At 46.7% G+C, this 17,314-nt stretch carries 17 protein-coding genes; 4 read left to right on the top strand and 13 right to left on the bottom strand.

Annotation, left to right across the window (positions count from 1 at the left end; all coding sequences use genetic code 11):
* Positions 1 to 68: 68 nt before the first annotated feature.
* Genes VN447_RS10895 through VN447_RS10875 form a run of 5 tightly spaced genes read right to left on the bottom strand, consistent with a single transcriptional unit; the run spans position 69 to position 5,759 of the window.
* The gene (locus VN447_RS10895; RefSeq protein WP_325525383.1) at positions 69 to 458 is read right to left on the bottom strand and encodes a type I CRISPR-associated protein Cas7; all 390 of its coding nucleotides are present in this window, start codon (positions 456 to 458) and stop codon (positions 69 to 71) included.
* Complete coding sequence (gene cas8c, locus VN447_RS10890) at positions 451 to 2,268, bottom strand: type I-C CRISPR-associated protein Cas8c/Csd1 (protein ID WP_325525378.1); 1,818 nt, start codon at positions 2,266 to 2,268, stop codon at positions 451 to 453. Before cas8c ends, VN447_RS10895 begins: the two co-directional genes overlap by 8 nt.
* Positions 2,265 to 2,918, bottom strand: coding sequence for a type I-C CRISPR-associated protein Cas5c (gene cas5c, locus VN447_RS10885; protein ID WP_325525377.1), 654 nt, complete (start codon positions 2,916 to 2,918; stop codon positions 2,265 to 2,267). Before cas5c ends, cas8c begins: the two co-directional genes overlap by 4 nt.
* A 16-nt stretch (positions 2,919 to 2,934) precedes the next feature.
* The gene (cas3, locus tag VN447_RS10880) at positions 2,935 to 5,199 is read right to left on the bottom strand and encodes a CRISPR-associated helicase Cas3' (RefSeq protein ID WP_325525376.1); all 2,265 of its coding nucleotides are present in this window, start codon (positions 5,197 to 5,199) and stop codon (positions 2,935 to 2,937) included.
* On the bottom strand, positions 5,199 to 5,759 hold the full coding sequence (locus VN447_RS10875) for a 3'-5' exonuclease (RefSeq protein WP_325525375.1): 561 nt from the start codon (positions 5,757 to 5,759) through the stop codon (positions 5,199 to 5,201). Before VN447_RS10875 ends, cas3 begins: the two co-directional genes overlap by 1 nt.
* Before the next feature lie 361 nt (positions 5,760 to 6,120).
* Here VN447_RS10875 and pdxS point away from each other — a divergent pair, with 361 nt between their 5' ends.
* Positions 6,121 to 7,002 (top strand): pyridoxal 5'-phosphate synthase lyase subunit PdxS, encoded by an 882-nt coding sequence (gene pdxS, locus VN447_RS10870; RefSeq protein ID WP_325525382.1) that lies wholly within the window; start codon positions 6,121 to 6,123, stop codon positions 7,000 to 7,002.
* A 1-nt stretch (position 7,003) separates the two neighbouring features.
* A complete protein-coding gene (pdxT, locus tag VN447_RS10865) occupies positions 7,004 to 7,597 on the top strand; it encodes a pyridoxal 5'-phosphate synthase glutaminase subunit PdxT (RefSeq protein WP_349255161.1) in 594 nt (197 codons plus the stop codon).
* Here pdxT and VN447_RS10860 read toward each other — a convergent pair.
* Together VN447_RS10860 and VN447_RS10855 are read right to left on the bottom strand one after the other, a co-directional pair.
* Entirely contained in the window at positions 7,552 to 7,791 is a 240-nt protein-coding gene (locus VN447_RS10860; RefSeq protein ID WP_325525374.1) for a hypothetical protein, read from the bottom strand. The genes pdxT and VN447_RS10860 overlap by 46 nt on opposite strands.
* A gap of 192 nt (positions 7,792 to 7,983) precedes the next feature.
* Positions 7,984 to 9,048 carry a hypothetical protein gene (locus VN447_RS10855; RefSeq protein WP_325525373.1) on the bottom strand — a complete coding sequence of 355 codons (1,065 nt, stop codon included), beginning with the start codon at positions 9,046 to 9,048 and terminating at the stop codon, positions 7,984 to 7,986.
* Between the two features lie 316 nt (positions 9,049 to 9,364).
* Here VN447_RS10855 and VN447_RS10850 point away from each other — a divergent pair, with 316 nt between their 5' ends.
* Positions 9,365 to 10,129: a DUF2087 domain-containing protein gene (locus tag VN447_RS10850; protein ID WP_325525372.1), complete on the top strand. Its 765-nt coding sequence runs from the start codon at positions 9,365 to 9,367 to the stop codon at positions 10,127 to 10,129.
* A gap of 16 nt (positions 10,130 to 10,145) precedes the next feature.
* Positions 10,146 to 10,541: a GIY-YIG nuclease family protein gene (locus VN447_RS10845; protein WP_325525371.1), complete on the top strand. Its 396-nt coding sequence runs from the start codon at positions 10,146 to 10,148 to the stop codon at positions 10,539 to 10,541.
* Positions 10,542 to 10,608: 67 nt separating this feature from the next.
* Here VN447_RS10845 and VN447_RS10840 read toward each other — a convergent pair whose 3' ends face one another.
* The 6 genes from VN447_RS10840 to VN447_RS10815 form a co-directional block, all read right to left on the bottom strand.
* Entirely contained in the window at positions 10,609 to 11,361 is a 753-nt protein-coding gene (locus VN447_RS10840) for a GNAT family N-acetyltransferase (protein WP_325525370.1), read from the bottom strand.
* 219 nt (positions 11,362 to 11,580) lie between these two features.
* On the bottom strand, positions 11,581 to 12,465 hold the full coding sequence (locus VN447_RS10835) for an efflux RND transporter periplasmic adaptor subunit (RefSeq protein ID WP_325525369.1): 885 nt from the start codon (positions 12,463 to 12,465) through the stop codon (positions 11,581 to 11,583).
* Between the two features lie 84 nt (positions 12,466 to 12,549).
* On the bottom strand, positions 12,550 to 14,982 hold the full coding sequence (locus VN447_RS10830; RefSeq protein WP_325525380.1) for an ABC transporter permease: 2,433 nt from the start codon (positions 14,980 to 14,982) through the stop codon (positions 12,550 to 12,552).
* Complete coding sequence (locus VN447_RS10825; protein ID WP_325525368.1) at positions 14,975 to 15,733, bottom strand: ABC transporter ATP-binding protein; 759 nt, start codon at positions 15,731 to 15,733, stop codon at positions 14,975 to 14,977. Before VN447_RS10825 ends, VN447_RS10830 begins: the two co-directional genes overlap by 8 nt.
* 36 nt (positions 15,734 to 15,769) lie before the next feature.
* A complete protein-coding gene (locus tag VN447_RS10820; RefSeq protein WP_325525367.1) occupies positions 15,770 to 16,360 on the bottom strand; it encodes a TetR/AcrR family transcriptional regulator in 591 nt (196 codons plus the stop codon).
* 129 nt (positions 16,361 to 16,489) lie between these two features.
* Positions 16,490 to 17,290 carry a transposase gene (locus VN447_RS10815; RefSeq protein WP_325525379.1) on the bottom strand — a complete coding sequence of 267 codons (801 nt, stop codon included), beginning with the start codon at positions 17,288 to 17,290 and terminating at the stop codon, positions 16,490 to 16,492.
* Positions 17,291 to 17,314 lie beyond the last annotated feature (24 nt).

Here is a 17,314-nt window from a genome sequence, read left to right as displayed (position 1 = left end):
CGGTTTGTTTGCCGTACCCAAAAACCACATAGCGACCAGCTTAGCCAGTCTATCCGGGGGAGTAGGCTCTATATTATCAATGTGAAATACTGTGAATACACGAGAAAAACGAAGAAAAGTTTTTGATTATTAAGGGAGGTAATCAATTTGGCTTGATCTGCATCTTTGGGTAGCTTCTTGGTTTCCGATTTAAGCCCCTGTGCTTTATAGGCCTCTTCATTTACCAAGTTAAGCACGGCGTTTTCCCGCACATAAACATCAAACCGGTCTTTATCATCGGCCACTAAATCAATATAATTGCGTACTTTGCGCTTGAGGCACACATCAGTAACTAGCCCCTGACTAGTCTCGGGATCAATACGCGGCATATTGCCAGCATCAGGATCACCATTAGGGTTGCCATTCTCCACCTCAAAAAAGAGGACAAATTCATACCTCTTATCAATGGGATTACTCATTTTGCTCACCGTTCCCTTCCGCTTGATTTTTTTCATTGTTAGCATAATTGCCAAATTCCCGCTGATGATAATATCCCAGGATAAACTGTCCCTGTTCTTCCAGATTCAAATATGCCGGAAACTCATTTAAACGACTTGATATTTTTTGTATTTTATTATCAATGCTTTTACCATATTTCGATTTTTTTATATGATACTGTGATAAGCGAAGTAATAAGGGGAACACCGCTCTAGGAGTTGCTGATGCTGAAGCAAAAAACTTGTCCCGGATGTTGGCGTTAAGTTGACCTTGTGCATCTCTTTGTACTTTCTCCAGCAAAGCAAATAACCGTCCTAATTCACGAGCCGTATTTGTAGGTTTGTCTTCCTCTAAACTCACGCTAATCATGGCCTCCTTCTCAAATTCGTGCTGACTACGGTACTGCCTAAGCAAACACGCCTTAATCACCGCCGCCCGGATCATAGTCACTCCGCCATGCTCACCGCCAGTCCGGCAGCGATTGAGCGCCAGGTTGTACAACGTCCGGGGATAGGGTTGACCGGACACAATGCTTTTTACCAGTTGCCCTTCGAGCAGTGGCGGAATATTGCCGGTATCTTCCTGTACCGCCAGAGCTTTCAATAAGCGCCAGGGCGCAATCCAGCCGCCAGAACGTTCCATGCCAGCAATTTCCAAATCCCGGTAGTGCTGCGCAATTTCCCCAATCATCTCACCAAAAGTACTTACCTGCCAAAAGCGTACCGACAAACGGGCAGCGTTAGGAGCCAGCCCTAACAGATAGCACCGCGTATCCCCGTCAAAATCGAGTTCGTGGACCGGCAAACCTGCTTTTACGTTCTTAAGAATAATTTCAGCCTGCCGGGCAGCACTACGGTCAATTTCCCGGCTGGTCTCATCCCCCTCTTCGTCTCCGTCGTCGGCAACCGGATTCAAACTCCAGGCAAGCGTGGCTTCTTCTTGTCTACTGCCTTTTCGATCACCCCAAAATACCATGACCATATTGGCAATCCGTACCTTGTTAGTCGTACTGGCAAGGAGATAATTGAGAGCCGTACCATAAGCAAAAGCCGCTTTTTGACTGACTGGTGCATTGTAGCTTTGCGATTTTCCATAGGAAGTGAAAGAATCAATATTAAAGGATACAACGGCCGCACCGCTGGTCTGAGCACCGGCAATGCCTTTGATGAGTGGATGAATCCGGGCAAGGGGCAATACATCGCCGCTCACCAGGCACTGACCTTGTATTTCGGACTCTTCCCCCGCTTCTCGGCTGGCCCAGGCCTCGCGAACAGCCGAAGATTCATGAATATATCCCGGTATCCCGTCCAGTTTGAATACGACATTACTGCCAGCCAGCAGTTCTTCCAACTTTTCCATGACAAGCGGATGAGCCAGCGCCGCTTCCGGACTCCATGCGTCTAAGAAGTGACTGACTGCTTGTGCGCCCACATTTTCAATTTCAGCCAGAAACGCGGAGTTTTTTGTTTTAAACTCTGCCTGTTTAGTAACAGCACCTTGCACTGCTCCCTGTTTGTTCCGCTCAATTCCCAGAACATACGCCACACTGTCACACAAAATATTGGCGACAACACCAGAGGTACGGCTAACCTGCTGTGGCACGAGTAAAACCTTAGGTAGCTGTTTTTTCCCTTTCGTTACGGCAATATTCCGAATATCCACCAGATTGCCCGACTCATCAAGCAATACCACATGCGACACTTTGGCCGGACTGTACCCAGGCGGCGCCACACCGGAATTTTCTTCTTCCACCAGGCGCTGATAATGTTCTGCTAAAGCCTGTAGAATCACAGTCTGTCCCCCTTTGGCAAACGGGTGTCGACAATGCCGTTTATCATGACCGGACGAAAGAAAATTGGCTCCATGTTATTGGCAAAATCAATATCCCACAACATCCAGCCCAAATCCTGTTCTCCCGTAATCGGCGAATCCGGCACTGCCTCCTCCTGCAAAGTAAAGTGCACTGGAAACTCACGGCACCCAAAATAGGGACGCATATGGCACTGACCCGTCCTGGCACGTCGCGTGAAAATATCGCAGTGCTTACCGACGTTATCCCCCTCTCCAGCCTTATCGGTCAGGTCAAAATGGGCTTCGATGACATATTCCACATCCCGCAACACTAGCGCCGCCCGCTGCTGCCGCTCGTCTGCCGCATACTGATGAAGATCAATCGAGCCACCTGTTATAGCTGTTTTAACATTTCTTGCTGAAATTTTATGTTCCACTTCATTACGACGAATAGAATCAAATTTGATGGGTTTTAATACATGAATGCGGTCAATCCGCCATACCAGAGCCGGCTTCCAGTGAATGGCTTCCAGAATGCCCCTGGCTGCTGAAGGAGTCATCACATCATAACTCACCCGCTCGGCCTTCATCTCGGGCCGGGTAAAGCACGCATACTCTCCCCACACCCTAAGCTTCACTCCATATCCCATGTCAAGCTCCTTTCGTTTAGAATATCCATACCCCCTGTGGCGCGTTCACCTCCCCGGCATCCTTCAAGCCAAAGCAATCGTCATAAAAACTGCGGTCTGTTACAAACAGTAAAATCCCGCCCACAAGTTTGATGGCCCGGGTTTTCTCCAGCGCCGCCAGCTCGTGCTGATATATCTGCACCACATAAGGCTGCAGGCTCCGCGCCCTACTGGCAGGCAGCGGGTGATACTCGGCTTCAGCCATTAACTCTTCGGCCCGTGTATCCCAGGGAACAACAACAGGGAAGGTGGCGCTGTCAATAAGTTGAAATTTCTCAGCAATCTCAGTAAAGGGGAAGGCCAGTTCCTTTTTGCCTGCGTCTAGACTTTGGATGATACCCGTGGCATCCAAGTACTTTTCTTCTTCGGAAAAAAATTCACTAAAATAGAATTCGATAGCTTCCGGCGACTGGACATCCTCGCTGTTCCTGGCAGCCCAACGCATAGCCTCTTTGGCAATACTGGCAACCTCCTGAAACCGTCCCTTGCTTGGCATACCGTGCTTTTCAGGGTCAAACACGATCACTCTGCCGCCTTCATGTCGCCGCCCTTCCCGGTTGCAGCGCCCTGCTGCCTGGGCAATCGAGTCCAGACCCGCCGCTGCACGATAAACCACTGGGAAATCCACATCCACACCAGCCTCAATGAGCTGTGTCGCCACCACCCGGCACGGCTTGCCTAGTTTTAGCGCCTCTCTGATAGTATCCAGCACCTGTCTGCGGTGTGCGGGACACATGCGGGCTGACAGATGATAATTGCCTTCAGGTATTTGCTGTTGCAGCCTATCAAACAGCAAACGCGCATGCCGCCGGGTATTGACGATGGTGAGCACCTGCTGCTTGTCCGCCATAGCGGCTGCGACTTGTTCATCAGTCATCGCCCCGGCATATTCCACCGTTACCCGCTTAAAAATCTGCTGCAATTCTTTAGGGTTAGGCATAATCTCTATCGAGGTAAGCCCACCTGGGAGCAATGGCTTGACTGCCGGCTGGGTCGCTGTACACAACACTACCGTTGCCCCATAATTAAGCACCAGTTCTGCCAAGGCCCACAAGCAGGGCTTCAAAAATTCGACAGGCATCATCTGCGCTTCATCCAGAATAATGACACTGTTAACCATATTATGCAGTTTGCGGCAACGGGAGCCTCTGTTGGCAAACAGCGACTCAAAAAACTGTACCGCCGTTGTCACCACCACCGGCGCATCCCAGTTCTCGCTGGCCAGGCGGTGGGCTTTCTCATCAGGATTCCAGTCTTCAAAAGACATATCTGGATATTCAAAGCTGCTGTGATGCTCTAGCACAACCGGTTCAGCAGCCCCGACTTCCTCCAATGCTTCCCTGAAGACCTGAGCATTCTGCTCGATTATACTAGTATAGGGTATAACATAAATCACGCGGTCTTTATCATATTTCACCGCATGATTAAGGCCAAAGGCCAGAGATGAGTAAGTCTTACCCCCACCTGTTGGCACTGTCAGGGTAAAGAGACCAGGTGCCTGCTGCGCCATTGCCACGCAGTTGGCCAGAATGTCCTGACGAGCAGCATTGATTGGCGAAGGCTGCTCACGGCTGCGCTCGCCCAGCTTGTCCAGTTGTACATTCAGCCGCATTAGCAGAATTGCCAGGGAAACTGTTTCCGCTCTTGCTGCCGCCCTGTCTGGCGTCATAAAGCTTTCTGTATCTAAATAATCGGCATCTACCAGGCAGGAAAACAGCATACGAATGAAAAAAGCCCGGCTGAAGGCCTCCATATTTTTCGTTTTAGGGCGGGGTATATCTGACAAATCTGTTTCCGCTAGCTTTGGCAACACAAGCTCCTGTATATAAGCCTGATAATTAGGAATATCCGTTTTCTTCAGGCGGCCTGGCAGGTTTTTTTCAGTCCCTTTGGTGCCGTCGGGCAGACCGCCGTGATGTCCAGCCACGGCGTAGGCCAGTGCTCTGCCGACCACCGGACCATACCGCTCGTCCACCTCTTTCGCCCCGGCTGTCGCATGATCCACTTTGGCAGACTTGCGCTCCAGACGCTGTTGGAACTCATCGGAATACTTGCCGAGGTCATGGGCCAGCCCGACAACTCGGCCCAATTTTCCTGCACCGAATTTAGCCGCCCGTGCCTCAGCCAGTTGCGCCACTATCAGCAGATGATCCAACAGCAGCTGCCAGTCCGTTTTGGGTAGCACCTTTTTGGTCACAGGGTCTTCTTTTGTGTGTCCGTAATATAGCCGCTTATCATCCATTAATAGTCACCACCAAACAGATCTATACTCTCTGGCACTAGTCTGTTTATAACACGATTAATTTCCACATGCTGTTGTCCGGCCCTCAGGACGATCTCCGCGCAGGCTTTCGCGTCACTGGCCGCATCATGATGAGTAAGCCCCACATTGAGGTGTGCAGCAACAGTTGATAACTTGTGATTCCTGAGCTTAGGCCAGGCACTTCGCGCTACTGCCAGCGAATCAATAACATGAAACTCAGGCATAGACAGACCATAGTGAGCCAGCGTTGCCGTCAGCACACCTATATCAAAATCGGCATTATGGGCGGCGATAATCTGCTGTTCAAAAAACGGCCGGACCTCCGGCCAAAGATCACCAAATGTCGGTTGGTTTTTCACCATTAAATATGTAATGCCATGCAGGTAGGAAAAAGTAAATACTTTGGTAGGTGGCCTGATCAGCCAGGATCTTTCCAGCGCTATTCGTCCATTCTCCACTACAGCCACACCCAACTGACAGGCACTATGGCTTTGCAAATTAGCTGTCTCAAAATCAAACGCAGTAAAACACCCCTGCACGGCATCCTCTCCCTTTGGTATTTGCTGTATATTTTCTCGCCAGCCAGGTTTATTTCCTGTAAATTTTTGACTTAATATGATTATTTTTGCAAAAAATAATCTTTATCGTTGTCTAAAGTTTGGACATCCTATGAATAAATAGGATGAATGGTCAGGGTCAAAAGAAAGAGGATTAAGCAACCTAACATCAAGTACTACACCATAATAATTGTATCGATACAAAACAATAAAAATCCTTGTATATATTGAACTTCACTTCTCATATTGCTATAATTACAAAAATTAATTACCGATACAGTAAAATTGTATCGGTACAATAAATTTAGCAATCATTTTTTTTACGCAAATAGGAGGAATATCAATTATGCAAAACCGGTATGAACTTAACAAGAATTTGGCCCAAATGCTAAAAGGCGGCGTCATTATGGACGTCACCAATGCTGAGCAGGCAAAAATCGCCGAAGCAGCCGGCGCTGTTGCCGTTATGGCTTTAGAGAGAGTACCTGCCGACATTCGTCGTGAAGGCGGGGTATCCCGGATGTCTGACCCTAAAATGATTCGGGAGATTAAAGCAGCTGTTACTATTCCGGTCATGGCCAAGGCCCGCATTGGTCATTTTGTCGAAGCGCAAATCCTCGAAGCCATCGGTATCGACTATATTGACGAAAGCGAAGTATTAACCCCGGCCGATGATTTATACCACATCAATAAGCGCGATTTCAAAATCCCCTTTGTCTGCGGGGCCCGTAACTTGGGTGAAGCTCTGCGCCGCATTGGCGAAGGAGCAGCGATGATCCGTACCAAAGGCGAAGCCGGTACCGGCAATGTTGTCGAAGCTGTTCGGCATATGCGGACAATGTCGGCCGATATGCGGCGAGTTAAAGCAGCGCCGTCGGAAGAACTCATGAGTATTGCCAAAGAGATGGGCGCGCCCTTTGATCTAATTCAGTATGTATGGGAGCATGGCAAACTTCCTGTTGTTAATTTTGCAGCAGGCGGCATTGCAACCCCGGCTGACGCTGCTCTGATGATGCAACTTGGTTGTGACGGCGTTTTTGTCGGTTCAGGCATCTTCAAATCAGGCGATCCGGCTAAACGCGCTAAAGCGATTGTTGAGGCTACCACCCACTATAATGATCCTGAACTGTTATCTAGAATCTCCGAGAATTTAGGCGAACCAATGGTAGGCATTGAGATTGATAAAATTGACCCGTCCGAACGGTTAGCCGCCAGAGGGTGGTAATATGCTGACAATTGGGGTTTTGGCTCTGCAAGGAGCCGTGCAGGAACATCTTAACTGCCTCAACTCGCTCCCTGATGTAGCTGGAGTGACAGTAAAAAAAGCAGCAGATCTGGAGAACATTGATGGCCTCATCCTGCCTGGTGGCGAATCGACTACCATGGGAAAGCTGCTGCGCGAATTTAAGCTGACTGAGATAATCATAGACAAAATACGGTCAGGTATGCCTGTATGGGGAACATGCGCCGGCATGATTCTACTTGCCAAAAGTGTTGTTGGCGAAGCTACCTGTCACTTAGGTCTTATGGATATTACTGTACAGAGAAACGCCTATGGCAGCCAGTTAAACAGTTTCACCACCAACCTGCTTATCCCCGACATATCATCTTCGTCAATACCACTGGTATTTATTAGAGCACCTTATGTTGAAAGTGTGGGCGCTGGCGTAAAAGTGCTGGCTACCGTCGATGATAAAATTGTTGCTGTTGAACAAAACAATATGATGGCGACTGCTTTTCATCCGGAATTAACTTCCTGCCTGACTTTTCACAGCTATTTTGCAGAAAAGGTGAAAAGCAGTAAATCGTTGCCTTCATAGATATCAAACCCTTTGTGATCGCTTATTGGTGCTTGGGCATAGGCTGCCGGGGTTGATTCATCTAGACTAAGGCTTTCGATTGCGGTTGCGGGCTCGGACGCGTAGACGACTGCGGCCACAGGCGAAGCCATAATTAGAAACGTTGTGACAAGACTTAAAGCAGTATTTAGCAAACGATGAATTAGCTTTTTCATGATTCACTCTCCTAACAGTTTGTTTCTGGTTATTTTATCTTTGTATTCTATCGTAGATTTTTTAGTTTTTCTTTTGAAAACGTCAGCTAGGTAAAAAATACAAGAAGCACTTGCAGATGCAAGTGCTTCTTGTATTTTTTAGAGGATTACATTACGGTCTTTTAAGCCTATGGTCATACTTTGCCGGTTTAATTAGGAATTAGCCTGCTTTTCTTGTCCGGACATAGGGCCATGACCTCTGTGCATTGCCCCTTTACCGTTAATCATCTTTGATACGCGATCTGCCATGTTCGATTTCATTTTTTCCGCCTGGTCGGCAGTAATGCGGCCGGCCTTCACGCCTTCTTCTATCCGCTGAGTCATTTGTTCAGTCAAGAAATCTTTAAGTTCCTGTTCAGACACGCCATGCTCACCAGCAATCGCAACTAACGTTTTATCAGACTTGATCTCATTTTTCAGTGTTGCTGCGTCAATCTTTAGAAGCTCTAAGAGTTTTGCGTTTTCAAAGGGGGCATGACCAGCCCTTGGACCATGATGCATTGGCCCTTTACTGTTAATCATCTTGGATACGCGCTCTTCCATGCGGGCTTTCATTTTTTCTGCTTGATCAGCAGTAATGCGGCCTGCCTTTACGCCTTCTTCCATACGCTCAGTCATTTGTACAACCATGAAATCTTTAAGTGCCTGTTCAGACACACCATGCTCGCCAGCAATCGCAACTAATGTTTTCTCAGACTTGATCTCATTTTTTAATGTTTCTGCGTCAATCTTCAGAAGCTCTAAGAGTTTTGCGTTTTCAAATGGGGCATGACCAGCCCGTGGACCATGATGCATTGGCCCTTTACCGTTAATCATTTGTGATACGCGATCGGACATATCGGCTTTCATTTTTTTCGCCTGGTCGGCAGTAATACGGCCGGCCTTGACCCCTTCGTCCATACGCTGGGTCATTTGTTTTACCAAGAAATCTTTAAGGGCTTTTTCGGAAACGCCATGTTCCTTAGCAATAGCGACTAACGTTTTTCCTTCTTTCATTTCGGCTTTAAACGTTTTTTCATCTATTTTCAGCAGTTCAATCAATTTACTGTAATCTTCTTTAAAACCTTTTCCTTTAAAATCACCTTTGTCAAACGCAGCATGTTGTTTACCATTCGATCCATCCAGCTGTGCTGGAGTAACAGCAGCCATAGCAATTCCATTAGCCGTAATCATAGCAGCAACACCTACTGCAAGCAACCATTTTTTATTTCTGTTCATACTATTTAACCATCCTCTCATTTTTACATTTCATAGCAGAAGCTATATTTGTATTATGAACCCACAATTTTAGAAATTCTTTTGAAAAGGAAAAAACACCCTGACTCATAGGTGACTCACGGGGACGGTTCTCTTGAGTCAATCTCGTGCATTAACAAGGCAGTTTTCGATCTCTGCCTTATTCTATCCCTTTACGAGACAAAACCATTTGCCGTCTATGTTAATTATAGACATTTATCAATAACGTCTTGAATTATTTTAGACGTTCGCTTATAATATCTACGTAGGCAGCAAACAATATAACGAGGTGTTTATAATGAATGATATATCTGAACTGTTTTGGCAGGCATCACTGCATGAAATAAAGCAGGGTTACATCCATCAACAGAGTAGTGATGAGTTCACCTGCCTCATTTGCGGAAAAAGTTTCATTAATGGCATCATTTATCCGCATGGTACTCAACTATATGAGGCTAAAAAATATATACAGGTTCATATTGAACAATGCCACCATTCCACCTTCCACTTCCTCCTGAACCTTGATAAAAAGTTGACTGGTCTGACAGACCACCAAAAAACCATTCTTGAACTTTTTTACCAAGGCAATAGTGATAACGAGGTAGCAAAGGCGCTTGGTACCAGCAGTACCTCAACCATTCGTAATCATCGCTTCACACTAAGAGAAAAACAAAAACAAGCCAAAGTGTTTTTAGCCATTATGGAACTACTGGGAGAACAAGTCCCCAAAAAGAATACCTTTATCAATATTCCACGTAACTCCAGAAATATAGATGATAGATTTGCTATTACCGAGCAAGAAAACGAAGAGATATTAGCTGCCTGCTTCTCGCAAGGACTCGACGGCCCTCTTGACTCGTTTCCTCTTAAGGAAAAAAAGCGAGTCGCTATTTTAAGGCATCTCGTTAAACAATTTGAACCATCAAAAACCTATACCGAAAAAGAAGTAAACGGGATTTTAAAACCATTCTACAATGACTACGTGTTGTTGCGCCGTTATTTAATCGAATACGGCTTCATGGATCGAACTCAGGACGGCAGTTCATACTGGATTTTACCTTAAAAAGGAGCTGAAAAAAATGGATAAACGTAAGGAACTAAAGTTAGCCTATAAAGAAACACCTCGCCCTATGGGTGCTTATCAGATCAAGAATAACGTAACCGGAAAGATTTACGTCGGCAGCGGCATGAACTTACCAGGAAACTTTAATAGCCACCGCTTTCAATTAAACTTTAAATCCCATCGCAACAAAGCGCTGCAGGAGGACTGGAATCTGTACGGTTCTGACGCTTTTACTTTCGAGGTCCTTGAAAGCATTAATGCAGATAAAATATCAAAAGATTCCTGGCGCAAAGCTGTTTCAGAACTGGAAGATAAATGGCTAAACATCCTACAGCCTTATGGTGACAAAGGCTATAATCCTCCCCCTACGCCAGCAAAGCAGGCTTTGGTTGCCGCTGACACATCTCTATAGAGGCACTAAGAAAAACCCCTAGCAGCTAATGCACTAGGGGTTTCGTCAATTTCTATGTACATTTTATTTATATTTTCTCCCATAATTTCGCGAATTTACTCTTAGTCAATATCTCGTGAGTGAGAAAATTGCCATTATAGAAGGCACTATATGTTGTAAAAGCAGCAGGCGCGTTTTGGGCTTGGTCCCGGCTTTGGATTTTTACCTTTTTTACTTGAATATTATATTGTTTCTCTATTTCATCGAGCTCAGCAGTGATATAAAAATCAATAAAGGGACATTGATCGGTATATAACACCACTAAACCTTCTTTATCGTCGATAGTTACGGCTTTAGCGGTATCTCTGAATTTAGGCAGAGGGGCGGCCTCATTGAATCTCTTAACAAGCAGTTCGAAATAGGGAGGCGCAGTATCGCAAACCTCAAAGCCTTTTTGCAACAGGTAGCTTTTATCAGACAGGTATGGTTTCTTTTTATGACTGGTTATTACCGCTATGCCATTTTTTCCCATCGAATCATTCATACATTCTTCCAACAGTCTGGCCCCATAGCCCTGACCTTTATAGCTGCCTGCTACCCAGAAACAGTTAATGAACATATAGCCTGCCGCCTCAATCGGTACCCAAGCGTTTTCCGCCGGTAAATATTCAATAAAAACCTTCCCTCTAACGTTGGCTTTTTTAAAAAACAAACCCTCAGAAAACCGATCATGCAGCCACGCTTTCTTAAGAGTGACACCGTTTGCCGTTTTCTTATCGGCAATGGCACAGCATACATGCTCTTTTGCCAGATTCTCCTGATTTAGTGTTACTATCTCCATTTTTATCCTCCAGCTATAGTCTTTATCTGATGGCCAAGTCGCTCTAAGACGCCGCTCCTGAAAGCGGGAGTTAGAGCGACTAAGTCCCTGGATAAGTTCGACTAAACTTCTGATGGGGTTAAACCCTACCTGAAGCTAAGTCTCTCTTTACAGTACTCACTATATAGAAAACTGTTAGGAACACGAATATGTTTCCGCGGAGGCTTCCGTTAAGCGCCACTACAGGCCTGACGGCGTAATGGCAAGCTGGGCTGTCATATTCCAGCGCAGTCTCTCGTCCCAGCGCTCAGGTGCGATAGTGACGGTATAAGTAATGTCGCCCCGCTTTTTTTCGCCATAGGCTCTGATCGATTTCACTTTTCCTGATAAATCCAAACCTGGTATGCCATCAAAGGTTAAGGCTACCTGATCACCTTTCTTTACCTTAGCAATAGTAAGTTCAGTCAAATCATCGCTGCGAATCTCCCATTCGCTTTGATCAGCGATTCTTACTAAAACTGTACCGATACTAGCATGCTCGCCTACCTTAACATCCAGGAACGCCACAGTGCCGCTAATGGCCGCTTTGAGCTCTGTTTTATCAAGCAGCCCTTCAGCCTCGACTAACCGTGCTTCCTGGGTCTTTAGCTCTGCCTGAGTCTGTGCTAACGCTGCCTGATTTCTGTCTGCTGCCGTTTTAGCCTGCTCAACCTGTTGCCTAGAGGTAGCCCCGGCTGTTTCCAGGCGTTTTTGCCGTTCCAGTTCACGCACGGCATCGGCCAGATTGATTCTTGCCTGTTCCACAGCAGCAGCAGCTCGACTGATATCGGCGCTGGTACTGCCAACACGCGCCTGGTAATCTTGCCGCACCAGCCTGATCAGAGGCTGACCTGCTTTTACTGTATCACCTTCCTGGACCAAAACCTCACCGATCGTCCCGTCTACCGGCATAACCATCTGCGCATAACGCACCGGAAAGATAATTCCCTCTGACAATACCCGATTGTCTGCCTTAACAGGCTCTATATCCTTTTTCTCCCCCTGACGTCCGTTATAGAGCCACCACCCGCCCGCGAGCAGCACCACAACAATAACGGCCACCAGCGCATATCCCTTGGTTCTCATTAGCTTTCCTCTCCTCGCTTCCGCTTTATCTTATGTGCAGGGGACTCTCCACATGATACCCGTGTTTCGACTGGTCTAAAACGATCACTCATAGCTTAATACCTCTCGCACACTCAACCTGGCAGCGTTCCACGCCGGCAGCAAACTGGCCAATACCGCCAGCAGGGTCGAAAGAGCAAGCCAGATCCCCACTCCAAGGAAACTAAACGAAAACGCCAGCGGACTCTGCAGAAACAGCACACCTACCTGATAGCTAAGCAATGCTGCTACCGGTAGAGCCAAAATAACCCCTAACAGCCAGCTCAATATGCCAATGCATAACGCCTCAACAACAAAAACCTTGCCAATAGCCACACCGGATGCGCCAATCGCTCGCATTATCCCAATCTCGCGTGTTCGTTCCAGCACATTTATCCCCATAGTACCCATGAGACCCAGAGCGCCAACGACAGCCAATAATACCGCCATAAGCAATAAAAAGACTGTCAATATATCAAACTGTGACCTGATGCGCTGTTTCTGTTCCCAGGTAATATCAACATTCTGAACGCGCAGATTGTTTTTCTTTAAATGCTCTTCAAGCTTTCGGCCTAAATTGGTTTGTTCCTTCGGATCGGCCGATTGAGCAACAATCTGAACAGACCTGGCTCCGCCCGCCTCCTGGATAGCTCCTGTAAACCAGGGATAAGGGGCATAAACAATAGGCCCTGTCAATGTACTTTTAGCAATACCAACTACTGTAAACCGCAGCTTGCGGGAACCTACCTTAATGACTGCCGGACTGCCTACCGTGAGCTGGGGACTCTCCTTCAAGGCCTCGGTATTAACGACCAAGGCACTCTCATCCCCGTCCACCAGCCAGCGTCCTTCAATAATCTTGGACTGAATCATAGTGGTGTTTACCGGCGGCGCCAGAATAAATACATTTTTACTGGCATCATCCTCTGACTGTTTCCGCTCATCCCTGAGTATCCGTCCTGATGAAAATCCCCACGACTCAGCAGCCTTGACACCAGGCACTTTAAGAACTTCGTGCTCAATTCGTGTTGCCCGGTAGTTCTGAGTAAACCCGACAGAAACATCATAGCGAAAATAGTCAAGGGCATCATCCAACGTAGAGTACAGCGACGCCCTAATGGAAAAAACGGCCATAAATACCGTTCCCGCCACCGTTAGCGTCAATAAGGTCAGGGCCAGACGCCATTTGCGGCGAAAGGTGTTTCTCAGGGAAAGTAGGACAGGCCGGGGCAGACGTTTTAGCCTGTCCAGCAGGCTGTCTATCCAGACATCCAACCGGCCTTTGGCCGCCACACTGCCAAGGCCATAATCACTGACTGCCTCGCGGACTGTTATTCCCGTACCACGCCATACAGGCCAGATGGCCGCAAGGATAGGCACAACAATGGCCGCTGCTGCCTCTAACATGACTACTTTCGCCGGCAATTCCAAGCCGCCAGAGTTGAAGTTAAATACCTGAGCCATAAAACTTGTCACAACGCTGGCCGCCAGCGCCCCGAGCGGAGCAGCAACAGCAAGGGCTAGCACGCCATATGCGCCTACTAAAATTAGATACATGCGCAAAATCTGATTACGTCGTGCCCCAATGGCCTTCATAATACCTACCTGGCGAACCTGTTGTGTCAGTATGGCTGATACTGTATTAACTAACAGAAAAGTGCCCAACAGCAGTGACAGCACGCCAAGAACTGTTAGCAGCATAATAAGTGCATTAATTACACTCTGCAGCGGATGCTCCCCAGGTTTATTTACTTGCAGCCAGAACACAGTCGTATTGCCCTGTTCCAGTTTACTCCAGGCCCGGCGGCCTATAGCCTCAATTGGCGCAGTCTCCTTGCCCTGCAACACCCATGGCTCAACAACAAAATTTACTTGGTCAAGACGCCGCTCTTCATCCAGTTTCTCCAGGGTATCCATATTGATATAGCCATAAGAACGGCCGCTAAATAAGCTGGGAATTTGGCTGGAATCATACACTACGCCGGTAACCTTAAGCGTGCGTTTGCGACCAGCAGATGTTTCCACTTGAATACTGCCGCCTCTCGTCACTCCAAGTTCAGCCAGTGAAGATCGTTCCAGCAAAACGTCGCCATCACTGGGCGGCCATGCACCACTTTCACTTTTAACAATGTTTACTTTTTGTTTATTATAGTCGGGAATGGCTGTCAAAAACATTTGCCGCCATTCGCCGCTGGCAGTACGCACCCTGAGGTCAGCATTACGCCGCCCCTCGGCCTCTTTAACACCGCGCAAACTGCGAATACTGTCAACTAGTTCCGGGTCGAACGGATCAGCGTACACACTGGCGCTGGCTGGCGCTGCCGACTTCCAGCTTAGAGCCAAATCTCTTTCAAACATCAGATAAGAACTATAGACCATCCCTACCGCAAACACTCCGACTGTGATTGACAGCACGACAAGTAAAGTCCGCAGCTTGTTCCCCCATAAATCGGCCAAAACCTTGCGCCAGCGCGGTGAGATTAGCGCATAGTTAATCATTACCGCCACGCTCCGCCCCCGGCATCATAATTTGTCCGTCATAGACTGTCACAATCCGGCCGCTTCGGTTGGCTAAATCGTTGTCATGTGTTACCATCAAAATAGTTTTTCCCTGGGCGGCCAGCTCTTTAAATAAGTCAATGACGACGGTAGCCGTCTTGCTATCAAGATTACCTGTCGGTTCGTCAGCTACTAACAGCGGCGGATCATTTGCCAAAGACCGGGCAATAGCCACCCGCTGCTGCTGTCCCCCCGATAAATTTGCAGGCAGCTTATGCGCCTGTTCACTGACGCCTACCAAGTCCAGCAGTTTAAGAGCCTGCCTGGGTCTATCCAGCCTGTCATACACGTTGCAAAAATCCATTGGCAACATAACATTTTCTAGAACAGTCAAGGTAGGGAGTAACTGAAAGAATTGAAATACAACCCCAACCGTCCGTCCCCGCCAAACGGCAATCTGGTTTTCAGTCAGTGTATGTACCGGCGTTCCTGCGACCCACACTTCGCCGCCGGTAGGCCGGTCAATGCCTGTAATCATATTAATAAGAGTAGATTTACCGCTGCCTGATTTGCCCACCACTGCGACAAATTCACCGCCCGCCACCTGCAGGTCTATACCTTTTAGCGCTGCAAACTCGCCAGCCCCTGTCACATAGGTTTTATACACCGCTAAAAGTTCAACCGCGGCTGCTGCTGAACGAGGCTGAGGCAAATCAACACTCATAATCCCGGACAACCATTTTCCTAGCATGCTTTCCTCCATATGCTTTTGTACGCCCTACTAATCTCAAGTTTTAGATACACACTTTATAAACCGTTCATTGAATAAAGCCGTTATTTCTTGTGGCTCCCAAGCCGGAATCATAATTGAGTAGCTTATAATTCCGTCTAGCGCTGCCATTAATGTAACTGCGCTGCTTCTCGTATCATGAGGAAGCATTTCTCCTAAGCTAATTGCCCGCTTATACAACCCTTCCAGAAAATCAATCATATCCACAGTATATTCCGCATACATAGGCCATACTTCCGGCGAACTTAATGCTGTCGTCATCGATAATAAGAAGAAAGTCAGCTCGCGCCTGTGAGAATTCCAGTAAAAAATGTACTTCTCAACATATTCCCGCAATGCCGCTGCAGGACTATGAGATTTTTGAGCTTCAGTTATAAACTCATATATTGGTTCAGATAACCGTTGATTGGCAGCAAATAAAACTTCCCGTTTACTTTTGAAGTGATGATACACGCCCCCCTTGCTAATACCTGCACGAACGGCAATAGACTCCATAGAAGCATTTTCGTAACCCTTTTCAACAAATTCATCTACTGCTGCATTAATAATTTCTTCGACCCGTTGCTTTTTATCTATTTTCCTAGTCATAATGCCTCCCAAAAAGATACCGACCGTCGGTTTTAATATAGCATTAGTTGTAAAATATTACAAGACAAAAAAGCCTGCACATCTAGAAGATTGCGGCTTTTTTAGACTCACAGGGACGGTTCTTTTGAGTCAGGCTCGCGCGACAACGCTTTGGCTTATTCCGGTTATCCTTGATATTTGCCAAGTCGATATCCCGTTTAATTGCTTTATTTTATTTAATATTTCATCGCGTTTTTGCTTATCCATAACTTGCAGCTCTGCTAGTGTATTGACACCTACATATTCTTGTATCAATAGTTGTGCTTGTTTGTCGTTTGGTTTTGTAGAGTCATCAATTTCGATGCATATGTCTTCTACATTTTCATCCATAAATGTTTTCAAGTGATTCACAGCTTTTTCACGTTCCTGACCAAAAATCCCAACGATAAAATCAGTCTCTACCATGATACTGTTTCCTGTATATTCAAGATAACTGCTCCAGGCATACTTCGCCAAATCATCTACAATGCCAGCCTTTAAAGGGTTTTGATGAATATAGCGCAATACGGTCAGTAAGTATTGGTCATTGTCAACGGCTTCGCTCTTAAACCGGTCTTGGAACAAATGCCCACACCGCTGATATTTGCGATTATACCAAGCGACATAACTGACTCCTACTTTTTTTATGAAGCCAGCTATTGGTTCTTTACCTTCTTTAAGAAGAAGATGGATGTGATTATCCATAAGACAATATCCGTATATAATGGTTTGGCAGTTTTCCTTATAAAATTGCAGGCCGCGAATAAATTTTTGTCTATCTTCGTCATCTTCAAAAATAACCTGCTTATTGATCCCTCGCAATATAATATGATAAATACCTATCTGACTACTTTGCCGGGCTTGCCTGGGCATAATTACCACCTCATAAACAATAATACCATAGCTTTTCACCTGACTCAAGAGAACCGTCCCCGT

The sequence above is a fragment of the Sporomusa sp. genome, assembly GCF_035561155.1.
Taxonomy (GTDB): domain Bacteria; phylum Bacillota; class Negativicutes; order Sporomusales; family Sporomusaceae; genus Sporomusa.
This window is presented reverse-complemented; position numbering and strand designations above follow the sequence as displayed.